This window comes from Bradyrhizobium sp. CCGUVB4N (genome assembly GCF_024199945.1).
Lineage (GTDB): Bacteria > Pseudomonadota > Alphaproteobacteria > Rhizobiales > Xanthobacteraceae > Bradyrhizobium.
Genome location: NZ_JANADP010000001.1, coordinates 1,230,056 through 1,246,204 on the forward strand (window position 1 = coordinate 1,230,056; position 16,149 = coordinate 1,246,204).

The 16,149-nt window shown below is 59.4% G+C and carries 14 protein-coding genes and 2 pseudogenes; 9 read left to right on the top strand and 7 right to left on the bottom strand.

Going from position 1 to position 16,149, the window contains the following annotated elements:
• Nucleotides 1-105: 105 nt before the first annotated feature.
• Both NLM31_RS05710 and NLM31_RS05715 read right to left on the bottom strand, forming a co-directional pair.
• Nucleotides 106-1,284 (bottom strand): cytochrome P450, encoded by a 1,179-nt coding sequence (locus tag NLM31_RS05710; RefSeq protein WP_254191737.1) that lies wholly within the window; start codon nucleotides 1,282-1,284, stop codon nucleotides 106-108.
• 15 nt (nucleotides 1,285-1,299) lie between these two features.
• Entirely contained in the window at nucleotides 1,300-2,508 is a 1,209-nt protein-coding gene (locus tag NLM31_RS05715) for an ABC transporter substrate-binding protein (protein WP_254191738.1), read from the bottom strand.
• A 98-nt stretch (nucleotides 2,509-2,606) separates the two neighbouring features.
• Here NLM31_RS05715 and NLM31_RS05720 point away from each other — a divergent pair, with 98 nt between their 5' ends.
• On the top strand, nucleotides 2,607-3,086 hold the full coding sequence (locus NLM31_RS05720) for a MarR family winged helix-turn-helix transcriptional regulator (RefSeq protein ID WP_254191739.1): 480 nt from the start codon (nucleotides 2,607-2,609) through the stop codon (nucleotides 3,084-3,086).
• On the opposite strand, the gene NLM31_RS43275 is transcribed toward NLM31_RS05720, so the two are convergent.
• Nucleotides 3,028-3,591 carry a tyrosine-type recombinase/integrase gene (locus NLM31_RS43275; RefSeq protein WP_375167530.1) on the bottom strand — a complete coding sequence of 188 codons (564 nt, stop codon included), beginning with the start codon at nucleotides 3,589-3,591 and terminating at the stop codon, nucleotides 3,028-3,030. The genes NLM31_RS05720 and NLM31_RS43275 overlap by 59 nt on opposite strands.
• Nucleotides 3,592-3,909: 318 nt before the next feature.
• Complete coding sequence (locus NLM31_RS05730) at nucleotides 3,910-5,088, bottom strand: aminotransferase class V-fold PLP-dependent enzyme (protein WP_254191741.1); 1,179 nt, start codon at nucleotides 5,086-5,088, stop codon at nucleotides 3,910-3,912.
• Nucleotides 5,089-5,561: 473 nt separating this feature from the next.
• Here NLM31_RS05730 and NLM31_RS05735 point away from each other — a divergent pair, with 473 nt between their 5' ends.
• Nucleotides 5,562-6,356: an SDR family oxidoreductase gene (locus NLM31_RS05735; protein WP_254191742.1), complete on the top strand. Its 795-nt coding sequence runs from the start codon at nucleotides 5,562-5,564 to the stop codon at nucleotides 6,354-6,356.
• 98 nt (nucleotides 6,357-6,454) lie between these two features.
• Nucleotides 6,455-6,835 carry a DoxX family protein gene (locus NLM31_RS05740; RefSeq protein WP_254128383.1) on the top strand — a complete coding sequence of 127 codons (381 nt, stop codon included), beginning with the start codon at nucleotides 6,455-6,457 and terminating at the stop codon, nucleotides 6,833-6,835.
• A gap of 129 nt (nucleotides 6,836-6,964) precedes the next feature.
• Here the strand turns inward: NLM31_RS05740 and NLM31_RS05745 are convergent, their stop codons facing one another.
• Nucleotides 6,965-7,864, bottom strand: coding sequence for a LysR family transcriptional regulator (locus NLM31_RS05745; RefSeq protein ID WP_254128384.1), 900 nt, complete (start codon nucleotides 7,862-7,864; stop codon nucleotides 6,965-6,967).
• 114 nt (nucleotides 7,865-7,978) lie between these two features.
• On the opposite strand from NLM31_RS05745, the gene acdA reads away from it, so the two are divergent.
• The 5 genes from acdA to NLM31_RS05770 all read left to right on the top strand — a co-directional run bounded on the left by acdA (nucleotide 7,979) and on the right by NLM31_RS05770 (nucleotide 14,208).
• Entirely contained in the window at nucleotides 7,979-9,193 is a 1,215-nt protein-coding gene (acdA, locus tag NLM31_RS05750) for a 3-sulfinopropanoyl-CoA desulfinase (protein ID WP_254191743.1), read from the top strand.
• Between the two features lie 262 nt (nucleotides 9,194-9,455).
• On the top strand, nucleotides 9,456-10,667 hold the full coding sequence (locus tag NLM31_RS05755; RefSeq protein WP_254191744.1) for a CaiB/BaiF CoA-transferase family protein: 1,212 nt from the start codon (nucleotides 9,456-9,458) through the stop codon (nucleotides 10,665-10,667).
• A 453-nt stretch (nucleotides 10,668-11,120) separates the two neighbouring features.
• Nucleotides 11,121-12,455, top strand: coding sequence for a tetratricopeptide repeat protein (locus NLM31_RS05760; protein WP_254108912.1), 1,335 nt, complete (start codon nucleotides 11,121-11,123; stop codon nucleotides 12,453-12,455).
• 221 nt (nucleotides 12,456-12,676) lie between these two features.
• Entirely contained in the window at nucleotides 12,677-13,465 is a 789-nt protein-coding gene (locus NLM31_RS05765) for a CoA transferase subunit A (protein WP_256562044.1), read from the top strand.
• Nucleotides 13,462-14,208 (top strand): CoA transferase, encoded by a 747-nt coding sequence (locus NLM31_RS05770; RefSeq protein ID WP_254191746.1) that lies wholly within the window; start codon nucleotides 13,462-13,464, stop codon nucleotides 14,206-14,208. Before NLM31_RS05765 ends, NLM31_RS05770 begins: the two co-directional genes overlap by 4 nt.
• Nucleotides 14,209-14,284: 76 nt before the next feature.
• Here the strand turns inward: NLM31_RS05770 and NLM31_RS05775 are convergent, their stop codons facing one another.
• Both NLM31_RS05775 and NLM31_RS43280 read right to left on the bottom strand, forming a co-directional pair.
• On the bottom strand, nucleotides 14,285-15,163 hold the full coding sequence (locus tag NLM31_RS05775) for an aldehyde dehydrogenase family protein (protein WP_375167531.1): 879 nt from the start codon (nucleotides 15,161-15,163) through the stop codon (nucleotides 14,285-14,287).
• 1 nt (nucleotide 15,164) lies between these two features.
• Nucleotides 15,165-15,311: pseudogene (locus NLM31_RS43280) on the bottom strand (hypothetical protein); the annotation flags it as partial.
• A gap of 103 nt (nucleotides 15,312-15,414) precedes the next feature.
• On the opposite strand from NLM31_RS43280, the pseudogene NLM31_RS05780 reads away from it, so the two are divergent.
• Nucleotides 15,415-16,128, top strand: a pseudogene (locus NLM31_RS05780) (LysR family transcriptional regulator); the annotation flags it as partial.
• Between the last annotated feature and the right edge of the window lie 21 nt (nucleotides 16,129-16,149).

A 16,149-nucleotide genomic window follows, 5' to 3' on the forward strand; every position in this document is an offset into this window, starting at 1 on the left:
TGCAACAGCCCGGCACTTTTTCCTTGATCCAGAAGTCTCGCAATTGGCCAGAGGTCGTCGCGACAATTTGACCTTAAAGCGGGCCGACCGCGCGCGTGATACAGCTCATGCGGCCGTCACGCGAACCGGCATGCTCTCCAGTCCGCGCAGGGAATTGTTGAGCCTGCGCTTCGGCTCTGCGGTGAGCTCGATGGACTTAACGCGCCTCGCAAGCTCGCTGAAGATCAATTCGCCTTCCAGACGCGCGATCATCTGGCCGACGCAGGCATGAATACCGGCGCCGAAGCCGACATGGCCTGTTGCGGTCCGCTCGACGTCGAACCGATCCGGATCGTCCCAGCGCGCGGAGTCCCGGTTGGCCGAGGCCATGAACAGCAGCACTTTGCGGTGCGCCGGGATCACGCCGCCTGCGATCTCGACGTCGCGCGAGGTGGTGCGAAAGAAAGTCTGCACCGGCGAGTCGTAACGCAGGCCTTCCTCGAAGGCGTTGCGCGCCAGCTCTGGTCGCTCGTGCAGCTTGCGGTATTGATCCGGATGGGTGGCGAGCGCGAGCAGGGTGTTGCCTATGCCGTTGACGGTCGTGTCGACCCCGGCGGTGAGGAAGGGCCGCACCAGATGCGTGGCTTCGTGCTCGCTGATCTCGCCCTCGTCGGCGGCCTGGTAGATCATCATGCCGAGGCTGTCGGGCCGCAGCGCATCCCGCGCGCAGCATTCCATGATCCAGCTCTGTGCGGCGAGGCCTTCTTTCCGTGACGCCGCGAGGATCTCGTTCTCGGGGCCGAAGCTGTTGAACACGAACGTGCTCCAGGCCAGCAGCTTCTCCCGGCCGTCCGGCCGGATGCCGATCGCATCCGGGAACACCTTCATCGGATAGGCCTCGGCAAGATCGGTCACGGCATCGAAGGTGCCCTTGTCGATCAGCTCCGTGACCTTTCTCTCCGCCTCCTGCTGGAACGTCTCGCGCAGCTTGCGTGCCACGCCCGGAGACAACGTCCGGCCGAGGACGCGGCGGCCCTTGTCGTGGTCGGGCGGATCGATCTGCAGCGTGAGCGGCTTTGGCAGCGCCGGGTTCATCCCGTTGAGCCCGACGCCTTCGCCGCTGATGAAGGTCTTCCAGTCCTTCAGGGCCGGCTCGACCTCGGCATAGCCGGCCATCGCCCACACGCCGTAGCGCTCGACCTCGAATATCGGCCCGAGCGCGCGCAACGTCTCATAGGCCGGATAGGGGTCGGTCAGGAAGTCAGGTGCAAACGGATCGATCTGACTGGCTGCAATGCCGCTCATGGTCTGCTCCCTCCGCTATTGCCTGGCGAGCGCGCACTGGCCATCGCTCTCGGAGCGGAACGCGTCCTCGCCCTTGATCGTGGCGACGACCTTCAGCAGATCCCAGGTGGATTTCGACTCCTCGGGCGATTTGACCTGGAGCAGATAGAGCGGGTGGATCTTGCGTCCGTCCTTGCGGATATAGCCTTTGCCGAACAGCGGATCGTCGGTCGGCAGCTCCTTCATCGCGGCGACGACCGCCTTGCCGTCCTTGGCGCTGCCGGCCTTGTCCACCGCCTTGAGATAGTGAATGACCGAGGCGTAGACGCCGGCCTGCATGTCGTTCGGATAGGCTTTCGAGGGAATGCGCTCGGCGAAGCGTTTTGCGAAGGCGCGCGTGCCGTCGTTCAGATCCCAGTAGAACGGGTTCATGATCTGCGCGCCTTGCGCAAACTTGAGGCCGAGCGCGGGAAGGCCGTTCATGCCCAGGATCAGTCCGACCAGCTTGTGGTCCTTGGTCAGTCCGAACTCGGCGGCCTGCTTCATCGACGTGATGGTGTCGTCGCCGGCATTGGCGAAGCCGATGACATTGGCGCCCGACGCCTGGGCCTGGAGCAGGAACGAGGCGTAGTCGGCCGTTCCCAGGGGATGCCGCACGCTGCCGAGCACCTCGCCACCGGAGGCCTTTACGGCTTCCGCGGCCTGCTTCTCCAGGTCATGGCCGAAAGCATAGTCGGCGGTGATGAAGAACCATTTCTTGCCGCCCTGCTGCACGATCGCCTTGCCGAGGCCGCGGCCGTAGGCATAGGTGTCGTAGGTCCAGTGCACCGTGTTCGGTGTGCACTTCTCGCCGGTCAGCAGCACCGTGCCGGCGCCCGATCCGACGAACACCTTGTTCTTCTCGGCGCTCATGCCGGCCACCGCGAGCGCGATCGACGAGTTCGGAATGTCGAAGATCGCATCGACGCCCTCGTTCTCGTACCAGCGCCGCGCGATGCCGATGCCGATGTCGGTCTTGTTCTGGTGATCGGCGGCGACGACCTCGACCGGTTTGCCTCCGGCCTTTCCGCCAAAATCCTCGACGGCCATCTTGGCGGCGACGACGGAGCCGACGCCCTGATAGCTCGCGAACGGGCCGGATTGGTCGTTCAGGATGCCGATCTTCACCGCGTCCTGGGCGAAGGCCGGCGTCGCGGTCAGCGCTACGGCCAAGATGCACAATTTGTGCAGGAATTTGCTGTTCATTGTGTCCCTCCCAAAGCGGTCTTGGTGCCGCTGAATAATAGTTATATTTTATATCTATTCTTTAGAGTGTCAATTCGGCGGCCCAAGGATCGAGGACCATGAGTGCGAAAGCGTTGAGACCCGGAGCCAACTCGGCTCAGCAAACGGAGCGATCGCTGGACCTGCGTGCGCTGCAGCGGACGCCCGGCTTCATGATGCGCCTTGCCCAGCTGAAGTTCTTTGAGGGCTTTTACGAAGAGTTCGCCGCGCTGGGCCTGACACCCGCGACCTACGCGATCTTCGTCGTCATTCGCGACAATCCCGGCGTGCCTCCGAGTAGCCTTGCCAGTCTGCTGCGGCTGCGCCTGCCGAATCTGATCAAGATCCTGAACGAGCTCGAATCGTCCGGATTCATCAAGCGCAACCGCTCGAAGTCCGATCGCCGCGCCGTCGAGCTCGTGCTTACCCCGAAGGGAGCAAAGCTCATTGCCGATGGGACAAGGCTGACGGAGCCCTACAATCGGAAGATGCTGGCCCCGCTCACCGAGACCGAGAAGCGCACGCTGCTCGAGCTGTTGAACCGGATGCTGCCGCTTTAGGACGGGTCAGCGAGCTGGGACGTTGCGACGCCCCGCCGTCGATACGGGGCCGATCCAACTCGCCAGGAGCTTGGCCGTCTCGCGGCGAAGCGGAGTGGCACGTTATTTCCGCCCCTTCCCCATGCAACGGATATGGGCGCCGGTTCCGATCGCCGCATCTGAGGCCGACTAGTTCGGAAGCCCGCAGACCCGTCTGCACAGCAAGCAGAAGCAGCGCATGGTCACGACGTCCGGTCCACGTCGTGCGGTCCGGCGCCGCCAGCAGGGCCGCGATCTCTTCTCCGTCGAGGAACGTCACCGCACGCCGCACATTGCGCTTATTCGGCATGGCGAGGATGCGCTGGCAATGCAGCAACCAGGTCGGATCGCTCATGGCGAGGTACCGGAAGAACGATCGGATCGCGGCCAATCGGGTGTTGCGGCTACGCGCGCGGTTGCCGCGTGCAGTCTCGGTGTGAACGAGGACGTCGGCGACGAGATCGGCATCAATCTCCTCGATCGTCAGCTTGACCGGCGGCTTACCGTGCCGGGCGCTTGCCTATCGCAACAAAAGGCGGAAGGTGTCGCGATAGCCGGCCACGGTATGGCGGCTCGCTTCCATCTGCACGCACAGTCGGTCGGTGAAGAAACGCTGGATCAGCGCGGGCAAAGTGGCGTTGCTCATCGGCTTGCCTCCCTGCTGTCGCCACTCGCTCGCGCCATGGCCAAATCGAGCAGTTCGGGGACCGCTTCCAGATACCGGTATGTGTTGGAGGGATCGCTATGGCCTAGATAGGTCGTCAACCGGATCATCTCGCGCGCCAAATGCAGTCATCACCCTCCATCAAGTGGGAATAAGGCTGGACACTATTTCCACGAAACGTTCGATCTCCTTCTCCGTGTTGAAGTAGTGCACGGAGGCGCGAACCAGCGAGGAGAGCCCCCGCCCGCCAAGATCAAGCCGGGCATAGGGCACGCCGGACACCGAGACGTTGATCTGCTGGGCTCTCAGGCGCTCGGCAATGTTCTGCGGTTCGAGACCTTGCTTCTGGAAGGTGACGATGCCGCACTTCGTCCGCCCGAGGTCATGAACGGAAACACCCGCCTCACCGCAAAGAGCATCCCGAAGCGTGGCGGCCAAGGACGACACGCGCTGTTCGATCACCGCGATGCCGATGCTCCGCGCATATCGGACAGCAGTCATGAGACCGACGCGGCCGCCGACATAGCTTTCCCAGTTCTCGAAACGCTTTGCGCCCGCCGCCAACTCGTACTGATCATTGGTCGTCCAGTTGGCCGACAGAAGGTCGATAAATGGCGGGTCGAGTTTTTCGACAATGGCGTTGCTGACATAGAGAAAGCCGGTGCCGCGCGGCCCCCGCAGAAATTTGCGGCCGGTGCCGGAAAGGATGTCGCAACCAATGGCCTTCACGTCCACCTCAAGCTGGCCGGCTGACTGGCATGCATCAAGCAGGTAGAGGATGTTGTGCTTCTTGGCGACTTGGCCAACTGCGGCTGCCGGGTTCACCAGCCCACCCTGTGTTGGGACATGCGTGATGGCGATAAGCTTTGTGGCGGGCCTGATCAGAGTTTCGAGCGCAGCGACATCGAGTTGCCCGCTCTCGTCGGAAGGCGCTATGTCAATCTCGATCCCACGTCTTTTGGCCTGATGCAGAAATGCCAGGAAGTTCGACGCATATTCTGAACCGTGTGTAATGATCCGGTCGCCCGATTGGAGGGGGAGAGCATAGAACGCCATATCCCACGCACGAGTGGCGTTTTCGACAAAGGCGATTTCATCCGGCCTGGCATTCAAAAGGGCCGCGAATTCGCTGTAAAATGACTGCAAATCGTCTGCTAGGCGCCGCTCGGCTTCGTAGCCGCCCACGCTGTTTTCCAGATCCAACACGCCCTTGACCGCCTCGTAGACCTGACGAGGCATCAATGAAGCCCCCGCATTGTTAAAATGCAGCACTTGCTCGCAAGCGGGGGTATCCGCCCTCACCTTGTCGATATCGATCATGTGGCAAACTCCCTCGAAGATGACGGCACATTTAGTAGCCCACGTTTGGCTCATCAAGCCGGGAAGCTCCCGGTTGGAACAGTGCAAAGCAATTGAGCGTAATGGCTGCTTTTGCCAACAAAACTCAAAAACACGACCGTCAGCGTCCCACCCCATTTCTGCCGGGTTAGAGGCGATCGAACTCGCTGTGCGTAATAAATCCGATTATGCCGAACTGACGAGCGGCCAGAACCAGCTCTGACAGCCGCCAACGTTGGTCATCGGCATAATTCGGGTTACGGCATTATGCACGTTATGCCGATATCGGCATAAGACCCATTGGTCATCCCACCGCAACTCCACGTTCACTCCTCGGGTAGGTCCGCGCCATCCATTTCTGTATGCCGGCCTAGAAAATTAGGCGGTTGCCATTCTGTCTGTTCAAGGCGAAAGGAGCGCCGGAAGTGAGGAAAACAAATCAAGCTTCATAAAACGTGCGGTTTACATCGGGCACGCCAAAGGACGATAGGAGACGAAATATGGGTAAACTAGGCGGTAAGGTCGCTGTCATCACCGGCGGCAGCGATGGGATGGGACTGGCGACAGCCAAGCTGTTCGCACGCGAGGGTGCGAAGGCCATCATCACCGGGCGGGATCAGGCGAGGCTCGATGCCGCGGCGCAGAGCATCGGAAACGGCGCCGCCGCGATCGGCTGCGATATTTCGAAGATGGCGGACATTGAAGCGCTTCGTGCGTTTGTCGAGAGAAAGCACGGCCGCGTCGACATCATCTTCGCGAACGCAGGTGCGGCGCGACCGAACATGTTTGAATATATGTCGGAGGAGGAGTTCGATTTCACGGTCGCCTGCACCTTCAAGGGAACCTACTTCACGATCCAGAAGCTCCTGCCGCTCATGACATCCGGGGGCTCGATTGTCCTCAACACCACGACCCTGACCACCAAGGGCATGCCCTATGTCAGCGTCTATTCGGCAGGCAAAGCTGCCATTCGTTCGCTGGCACGCTCGCTCACGGTAGAACTCATCGACAAGGGCATACGAGTGAACGCCATGGCGCCCGGCTACATCGACACTGACCAGGCGCGCAAATCGGGTGTGAGCGAGGAGATGATTCAGCAGACCAAGACCCAAGTTCATGCCCAAATTCCGATGCACCGCAGCGGCACCGTCGATGAGATCGCAAAGGCCGTCCTGTTCTTGGCCTCCGATGACTCATCCTATCTGACAGGCAGCGAACTCTGCGTCGACGGCGGCTGGAACCAAGTCTGATAGTTCCTGAGATCACGCATAACAAGGTCATCCGCTCTAGCCGGATGACTTTGCGGAATTGATTTGACCATGACTCATTAGAATGGGCGTGTGATCGTATGTCTGAAGAGTCAGTACTGAATCCCGGGAAAATGAGTCTTTGGGTTCTGCGTGGCCTCATGGGCTTTGTTTTCATTGCTACCGGTGCGATGAAATTGGTGGCAACACCCATGATGATTGAAGATTTCAACCATCTGGGCCTGGGGCTCTGGTTTATGTATTTCACTGGGGCTTTGGAGGTTATCGGTGGGGTTGGTGTTCTAGTGCCGCGTCTCTCGCCGTGGGCCGCCCTACTTCTGTTGGTGCCGATCGACATCGCAGCCTTCGTCCTGCAGTTGATGGTCTTTCATCACGACTGGATTCATCCAATCGTCTTCGGTCTGATCCTTTTTGGGATCATATATCTTCAACAGAGCGCTCTCCGCTTGAAGGTGACTTGATCGGACCAGAGGCCGATCCCAGAGCTGCGATACGAACTACATCGCTTTGGTTCAGCTCGCCTCGATCAGGCTATGGCTTCGCGTTAACGAGTTAGAGCAGCGGGAGTTCAAGTCGAATAGCCGCTCCGACTATCGCTTACGTTTGCGGGGCGTGGAGCGAGGCGCCGTTACGAATGATTTGAATGCGTCAGCGACCGCGCGAACGGTAGGGGCATCAATCGTCCCACGACGAGCCAAAATCCCGATTCGTCTATGAACCGGTGGATCGAACGAAATCGACTTTAGAGCGTCGAGGTCGGGAGAAAACAGACCGACTGGAATAATGGTCACTCCGAGCTTGAGCCTCACAATGCTGATCATTGTCTCGATGGAGTCGAACTCCATGAAGTCATTCACCAGAATTCGACGTGCGCGCAACGTCGAATCGATTACTCGTCCAACTCCCATGGCAGGATTGAAGCGAACGAATGGGTATGTTCGCAGCAGTTCCCCGATCGAACCGCGGGCCAGATCCTTGTGAATGACAACCTTAAGCTCTTCTTCCGATATCTGCTCAAAGGCGATCGACGGATCCAGGCGCTCCAACTCCGTAACGATTGCAACATCCAAGCGCTTTTCCTCAACCTTAAAGGCAAGTTCGGGAGACAGGCCGCTTTGAATTTGAATTCTCAAGCTCGCGTGCTCGTTCCGCAATTTTGATAGCGTTTGAGGAAGAAGGTGCGTCGCAACGGAGGGAATAACGCCAAGCCGCAACGAACCCGTAAGGCCCGTCGAAGGAGTCGATGCAAGCAGCCGAAGGGCATCGTAGCGTTCGATAATCTGTCTGGCTTCGTCGACAAGGCGCCATCCATTGCTATTGAGAACCGGCGGTCTGATGGTGCGGTCGAATAGCTTGGCTCTCATGTCGACTTCCAAGGCCTTCATCTGCATGCTGACCGCCGACTGGGTCATGTAGAGCCGCTGGGCGGCTGCGTTAAAGCTACCGCCATCTGCAATGGCCACGAGTGTGCGAAGCTGTCTGATGCTCATGCCAGACAACTTAACATATTTTGAAGTCTGGCTCGCAAAATATTCGTTTGCCTTTCGATAGTCTGCGGAGTGAAAACGGCTGACCGTCCCGTACCCGAAGAGGATTCACCCCCTATGGATATGAAGCTCTCGCCTGAGCAACAGAAGCTGAAAGCCGCTGCGCGCGAGCTTGCAGAGTCCAAATTCGCCGAAAAGGCTGCAGAGGTAGACCGAACGGAGGCCTATCCCTACGACAACGTGAAGGCGCTGACCGAAGCCGGGTTCATGGGGTACACGGTGCCTAAGGAGTATGGCGGTCGCGGCGGTAGCTTCTTTGAGGCCACCCTCATCATCGAGGAAATGGCCCGCGTATGCGGTGCTACCGGGCGTATTACGGTCGAAGCCAACATGGGCGCGATCTCAGCCGTCATGCAGTACGGTACCGAGAAGCAGAAGCGGATGGCGGCGGAGCTGGTGCTCGCCGGCGACAAGCCCGCGATCTGCATTACCGAACCGAATGCCGGTTCGGCCGCTACCGAGATGACCACGCGTGCAGACAAGCGTGGCGGCACGTATGTCATCAACGGCAAGAAGCACTGGATCACTGGCGGCGGTGTGTCCAAGCTGCACTTGATCTTTGCCCGTATTTTCGACGAACGGGGATCGGAGCAGGGGATCGGAGGGTTCTTGGCCGTTGCTGGGACCCCGGGTTTGAAGGTCGGCAAGCGCGAGCCGGCGATGGGCCTTCGCGGAATTCCCGAAACAGAGATCATTTTCGAAGACCTGGAAGTCAAGGACGATATGCTCGTCCTGCCGCCGCGCGGGCTTCGTCGTGGCTTCGCCGATCTCATTGACGCCTACAACAGCCAGCGCGTTGGTGCAGGCACTGTGGCGCTCGGCATCGCGCAAGGCGCATTCGAAAAGTCTCTTGCTTTCGTGAAGGAGCGTGAACAGTTCGGTCGTCCCATAGCGGAATTTCAGGGATTGCAATGGATGGTGGCTGACATGGCCGTAGCCGTGAATGCAGCGCGCCTTTCATTGCATCAAGCCGCTTTGAGTGCGAATCCATTTCCGGACCCTCTCTTGGCCGCCCAAGCGAAGATCATCGCTTCCGAGACCGCCAACAACGTCACCAACCAGGCATTGCAGCTCTTCGGCGCTCGGGGATACTCGCGCAATTATCCCATGGAGCGCGCGGTGAGAGATGCTCGCATGTTCACCATTGCCGGCGGGACCGCTCAAGTGCTCAGAACCTTGGTGGCTTCGCGCGTGCTTGGCATGAAGATGCCGCAGACACGTGACGGCTATGCCCACATTGAGCGAAGCCAAGGCCGCGATGCTGCTGAATAGCATGCCCGTCTGAGGGCTGGGCGCGGTCCGATCGACTATCTCGCCGGATGAGGCCTAGGAGCCTCGTCCGCCTCGGAAGAGGCTCATGACGGTGCGTGCCGCTCGCTCGAAAGCGGCGATACGTTATTCGGCCGTCCTCCCGGTCGGATCAGGGGCTCGCAGGCCCGCTACTCGAGCCCGGCGTGTGCAAATGTACATGCCGGGCTCTTTTCGAAAGCGTCGTGTAATCGACGCGTCGCATTTTAAGTGGGACACTTCCATCATGACGACTTCCTTCGCAAAGCCGCTCGCCGGGACGCGTGTGATTGAGCTAGGGGAGCTCATAGCTGGACCTTTCGTGGGGACGTTACTTGCTGACAACGGAGCAGAGGTCATCAAGATCGAGCGGCCAGGACGAGGCGACGTACTTCGGCAGTTTGGACCCATGGTCAATGGAACCAGTGCATTTTGGCAGGTAAACAGCCGAAATAAGAAGTCGGTCGTACTCGACATTACCCGCGACGGTGGCCTTTCTATCTTGCGGGATCTCTTGAAGACCGGTGACGTGCTCATCGATAGCCTGCGGCCCGGCGTACTGGATAAAATTGGCCTCAGCGACGAAGCGCTCAAGTCGTTGAATCCGAGATTGATCGTCGTGCATGTTTCTGCGTTCGGCCGAATTGGACCCAATTCAAGGCGGGGTGGATACGATCCAGTCGCGCAGGGATTTTGCGGACTGAGCAACCTGACGGGTGAACGCGATGGACCGCCCATGAGGGCAGGCGGTGCCGTCCCAGTCTGCGACTTCATGACGGGGGTGCTTGGCGCGTTCGGCGCGGTCTTGGCGCTCTATCAACGAAAGGGCGGAATGGAGCCGATGTCGTCGGTCGATGTAGCGCTCTATGACGTCGCGTTCCGAATGATTGCGCCGCTCATTTCCTACTATGAAGCCACTGGAGAGGCCTGGCAGCGAGACGGCAATCATAGTCTTGGTGGGGCCCCAACGGGGCATTTCAAGACGGCGGACGACAAATGGATATGTCTTTCCGTTCAGAATGACGAACAATTCGCGCGCTGTGCGGCATTGGTCGGCCGTCCTGATTGGGCTTCCGACGCCAGATTCGCGACCCTTTCGCAGCGCACCGCTCATCGCGACGAGATTGAGGCTTGGGTCGCGACCTGGATAAGGGAAAGAGATCGGACAACCGTTACCGCAGCTTTCGAATCGAAATCACTTGGCGTCGGGCCGATCCAATCTATTGAGGATATGGCCAGCAACGAACATCTGAGCGCCAGAGATTTGCACGCTGTCGACGACCCGATCTTGGGCTCGGTAAGAATGCCACAAACTCTCCCAATCAATGTGAACGCTGGGAAGCAGTCTCCCGCTCCGGCGCTGGGTGAACACACTCGCCAAGTCTTGTCTGAGGTTCTTGGATATTCGAGCGAGACGATCGCACAAATGATAAGCCACGGCCACGCTGCCTCGGCGTAAGCGACCGTTAGAGTACGCCGAATGAGCTCTCAGGCTGCTCGTTTCAATGGCGAATGCAGTCGGACGAGAGAGCCCGATGCCGCCGAGCAACTTATCTCTGCACGGTGGCCGGCCGCCATCTTGACTTCATTATTTTTTAACTACCGCGTGAATTTATCTCGTTTGCTTAAGTTGGCAAATGGCGCGAAATAGGGGCGCTCCAACCGCAAACGAATGAGCGTCGCAAATGCAATCCCGGGAACAGGCAGCGAAGTGCAGATTTGCGCGCGACGTGCGGGAGATCGTGCGCACAAGCAATAACTTCGTAGGGCCGTCTCCGAGCTAATCCGGAAGCGCGCTGCCGCCTGTTTGTTTGAGAATCCCTTTCACTTTGTGCCTGTCGCGCCCGAGGCGGAAGGGCCTCGAACGTTGGCAGCGACTATCTTCAACAGAAACGACTGAGTTAGAGGTCCTATGTTCGACGATCGAGGTTTGGAACTTAGCAGCCAGAACGAGGCCGCAGTGACTTCCTACAATCGGGCGGTCAAGAGCTTTCTCGAGTACCGGACGACGGCAATGCCCCTGACAAAGGAAGCGTTGGATGCCGATCCGCAGTTCTGCCTGGCGCATTGCTTGCGTGGCTATTTCTTCATGGTCTTCGGCACGTTCTTGGTCATGGACAAGGCGCGTGCTGCTTTCAAGGATGCTCAATCGACCCTAGGCAATGCAAACACCCGCGAGCGACGCCACGTCGAAGCGTTGGGCCTCTGGATTGCCGGCGATCTTATGGCCGCCAACACCTGCTGGGAGCAAATTCTTTTCGAGCACCCCCACGACCTTCTTGCCTTGCGGCTTCATCACTTCAACTGCTTCTGGATGGGGCAGACCCGCGCTCTGCGCGCGGTCCCTGCATCCGTGCTGGCGAGTTGGAGCAAAGACATGCCCGGCTACGGTAACGTTCTGGGCATGCTTGCGTTTGGCTTTGAGGAGAACGGTGAATACGCGAACGCCGAACGTTGTGGACGCGAGGCCGTCGAGATCTGCCCAGACGACTTATGGGCATTGCATGCCGTCGCGCACGTGCTGGAGATGCAAAGTCGTCACGGCGAGGGGCTGAAATGGCTCAATCATCCTCTCGACCAGTGGAACGATAGAAATCCGTTTCGTCGTCACCTGTGGTGGCACAAGGCATTGTTCAACATCGACGCGGGACGTCTCGATGGCGCGCTGCAGCTCTATGATGAGGCCATCAAAGGCGACAAATCCGACTTCTATCTCGATATTCAGAACGCCGCGTCTCTTCTCGCCCGGCTCGAGTTCTGTGGTGTCGATGTCGGGAACCGATGGGGGGCTCTCGCCGATCACGCCGAGACGCACATCGATGATCATGCGCTGATCTTTACCGATGTTCATTGTGTGATGTCGTTGGCACATGAGCGTCGCTTCGAGGCGGCCCAGAAGGTAATCGAATCGATGAAGAACTATGCCGGCGACGAGACCCGCTACGCAAGCGGCGTTATCCGTAGGCTCGGCGTTCCGCTCTGTGAGAGTATCATTGCATTCGAGCAAGGTCGATATGACGATGTCGTGGGCGGAATTCTGCCGCTGCGTCACGTCACTGGTCCGATCGGTGCAAGTCACGCTCAGCGCGACATCTTCGATCAGTACCTTCTTGAGGCGGCTCTTCGCGCGAACAAGCTGCCACTCGCCCAGAGCCTGCTCCAGGAGCGCAGCCTCTTGAAGCCAGGCAGCCACGAGAGCGAATACAAGCTGGCCAGACTGCAAGGATCGATGGCGTCGCGCGCGTAGAAGCGCGAGCTGTCTCGAAGGTCTGCGCAGATCATTGCGGGTAGTCGCCGCTTAGCGCAGTGATCAGTGCCGGCTCACTCGGCGCTGATTGCAATTTGTACGCTGCATTGGCGTGACCTGGGGTGACCTTGGCCGATGATTGGTCGCTCGCCGACAACGTCCCGTACGACGTACCTACTGTGAAGCAAGCGGAGGCATCTTTGGCGAGCTCTCTTGGCGAAATGGCGAAATGTATCGAGCGTGGAATGACCATCGCGCTGCCGGTAGACTACGCCGGCGTATCGATGGCCATGACGCGCGAAATGATCCGGCGGGGTGCGAATGACCTTCATCTGGTCTGTGTGCCGACTGGAGGCCTGCAAGTTGATCAACTCATCGGAGCCGGCCTGGTCGGGACGGTCGAGACGAGCGCTGTCTCATTGGGGGAGGCAGGCGGCGCGCCTCGATTCAATGCCGCCGTGAAGGACGGCTCGATTCGCCTGAAGGACGCGACGTGTCCGGCGATTCATGCCGGCTTGATGGCTGCACAGAAAGGCATTCCATTTCTGCCGATGCGGGGGCTGATCGGCACGGACCTGCTTCGGCACCGGGAAGACTGGCGCGTCCTCGACAATCCGCTTGCTGATACCGCCGATCCGATTGTCCTGATCCCAGCCATCAAGCCAGACGTAGCTGTCTTTCACGCTCCGATGGCTGACCGTTTCGGGAACGTCTGGATCGGTCGTCGTCGCGAGCTCGCAGCCATGGCCTATGCGTCAACGACGACATTAGTCACAGTTGAGCGCATCGTGGAGGAGAATCTACTGGCGGATGAGCTGACGGCGGCAGGTGTGTTGCCAGCCCTCTACATTGGGGCTGTCGGACAGGCCTCGCGAGGCGCATGGCCATACGGCTTGTGGGGCGAATATCCCTCGGACGTGACAGAACTCAATCGCTATGCGAAGGCGGCGCGAACGGCCGAGGGGTTCTCCAGATACATGGCTGACGTCGGGTCGGAGACAGTATCATGACTGCCATCCATCCCCGCGAGATACTGATCTACGCCATCGCGCAGCTATTGGACGGCGTCAAACACGTAGCTGTAGGCGCCTCGTCGCCGATCCCCGCCGCTGGGGCCATGCTCTTGCGCGCAATGAAGGCTGCCAAGGGAGAGCCTGTCCCCCGCATTTCGGTACTGGGCTCCGTTGAACACAACTTCTTCACCAACGGCTCGGCCGAGCTGTTCGATTGCGCAGCGCAGGGACGCATTGATGCGTTCTTCCTTGGCGGCGGCCAAATCGATGGGGTCGGCAACGTCAACCTCGTGGGCGCGGGCGGCTATCCGCAGTCGGACGTGCGCTGGCCCGGATCTTTCGGGTCGGCATATCTGTATTTTGTCGTTCCTCGGGTCATACTCTTCCGCGAGGAACATTCGCCGCGCGTTCTCGTCGACAAAGTTGATTTTGTGAGCGCACCCGGCGTGAGCGAAAGGGGGGTCTTCAGAAGTGGGGGGCCGATCGCACTGCTAACAGGCAAGGGCCTCTTTCGCTTCGACAAGTCGCATCCGGGATTCATTCTCGACAGCATTCACCCCGGATACGATCTCGATGAAATCAAGGCTTCGACCGGCTTCAAGTTCCAGCACGCGGATCGACCTGGTCGAACGGCACCGCCCGATGCATCAACATTGGGCTTGCTGCGGGGCAAGATGCTCGATGAGCTTGCCGAGACGTATGGCGAGTTCGCAACGAAGATGCGCGCTGAACTCCCCTGATGCTCTGTTGAGGGGCCTCTCACTACTCGGCCGAAAGGCTAGGCGAAGACCGATGCGATCTTCGCCCGCCGTGAGATCAACGCATCGTTGGCATAACGAACTCGGCACCCGATCGTATGCCGGTGGGCCACCGCGTGGTGATGGTCTTGAGCTTGGTATAGAAACGTACCCCCTCGGGACCATGCATGTGATGATCGCCGAAGAGAGATGCCTTCCAGCCACCGAAGGAGTGAAATGCCATTGGCACGGGGATTGGCACGTTAATGCCGACCATGCCCACCTGAATCTGATGCGCGAATTCACGGGCCGCATCGCCGTCTCGCGTGAAAATGGCAGTGCCGTTGCCGAACTCGTGCTCGTTGATCATCTCGGCTGCTTCGTCATATGACCTGGCGCGTGCGATGGCGAGCACAGGTCCAAAGATCTCCTCTTGGTAGATCTTCATATCGGTCGTGACGTTGTCGAAGAGTGATCCGCCGATGAAGTATCCCTTTTCATACCCCTGACGCCGGAAATCCCGGCCGTCGACGACAAGCTTTGCACCTTCGTCGACGCCAGCATCAATGTATCCGCGGACCTTGTCGAGGTGCTGCTTGGTCACCAAGGGGCCCATCTCGGCTTCAGAGTCCGTCCCCGGACCGATATTCAGAGCGCGGACCTTTGGCGCGAGCTTTTCGATCAATCTGTCGGCGGTGGTGTCGCCGATCGGCACCGCCACCGAGATTGCCATGCAGCGCTCGCCGGCGGAGCCATAGGCCGCCCCCATCAGCGCGTCGACAGCCTGATCCATGTCGGCATCTGGCATGACGATCATATGGTTCTTCGCGCCGCCAAGCGCCTGGCATCGCTTTCCGTGCTGGGTCGCCGTCTCGTAAATGTAGCGGGCGATCGGGGTCGATGCGAGCGCGTCGTAGAGGAGGTGTATTCGCCCAAGCCGGGAATGCCTTCCGAGCAGCGATCACCGCGGATCGAACATCTTGTGCTGATGCTAGTCCCAGAATTCCCGATTGTTCGCCGGTGGCCGGATTGTAAACGGCCGTGGTGCGGGGGCCCTGGCTTGGCACCAACTCACCATTGATGAAATTCGGAATGGTCGCCTGCATGGTCTTGTTTCTCCAAACGAAGCTTGATCGTTTGGGTATGGAGCGCCTAAAATCGCACTTCAACGGCCGAATTCGCGGCTCCGTTGTGCGGAAATTGTAGTCGATGGATTGGGAACGGGTTCGGATATTTCTTGAAGTCGCAAGAGCGGGACAGATCCTGAAAGCGTCGAAAAGCTTACGGCTCAATCATGCGACCGTTGCGCGACAGCTTACGGCGCTCGAGCGGAGCCTGAACGCCAGGCTGATCGAGCGACACACAACCGGCTGCACTTTGACCGCAGCGGGGGAAGCGTTGGTCGCTGCCGCCGAGCGCGCCGAAAGTGAGTTTCTGAGAGTCGGCTCCAGCATTGGAGGAGCCACGGAGGCGATCACTGGCACCGTGCGCGTCGGCGCCCCCGACGGCTTGGGAAACTACTTTCTCGCGGATCGTCTCGGAGCGCTCGCTGCGAGCCATTCAAAGCTGGTGGTTCAGCTCGTTCCGTTGCCTCGAACATTTTCGCTGTCCCGGCGCGAGGCGGACATCGCGATTACGTTGGATCGTCCCAAGCAGGGGCGGCTTATCCTGTCGAAGCTGACGGATTACACGTTGAGCGTCTACGCCGCAGAGAGCTACCTCGAGCGCGAGGGACCCATCGCCAGCCAGGCCGAATTGGCCGGCCGCTTGTTCGTAACGCATGTCGAGGATTTTGCTTACAGTCGCGCTCTGGATTACGCCTCTGTTCTCGGTCGGCTGATGTCACGTCGATACGAATGCGGAAGCGTGGTCGCACAAATGGAGGCCGTCCGGGCCGGGCATGGCGTTGGCATTCTTCACGACTAAGCGAGAGGCGACACGAAT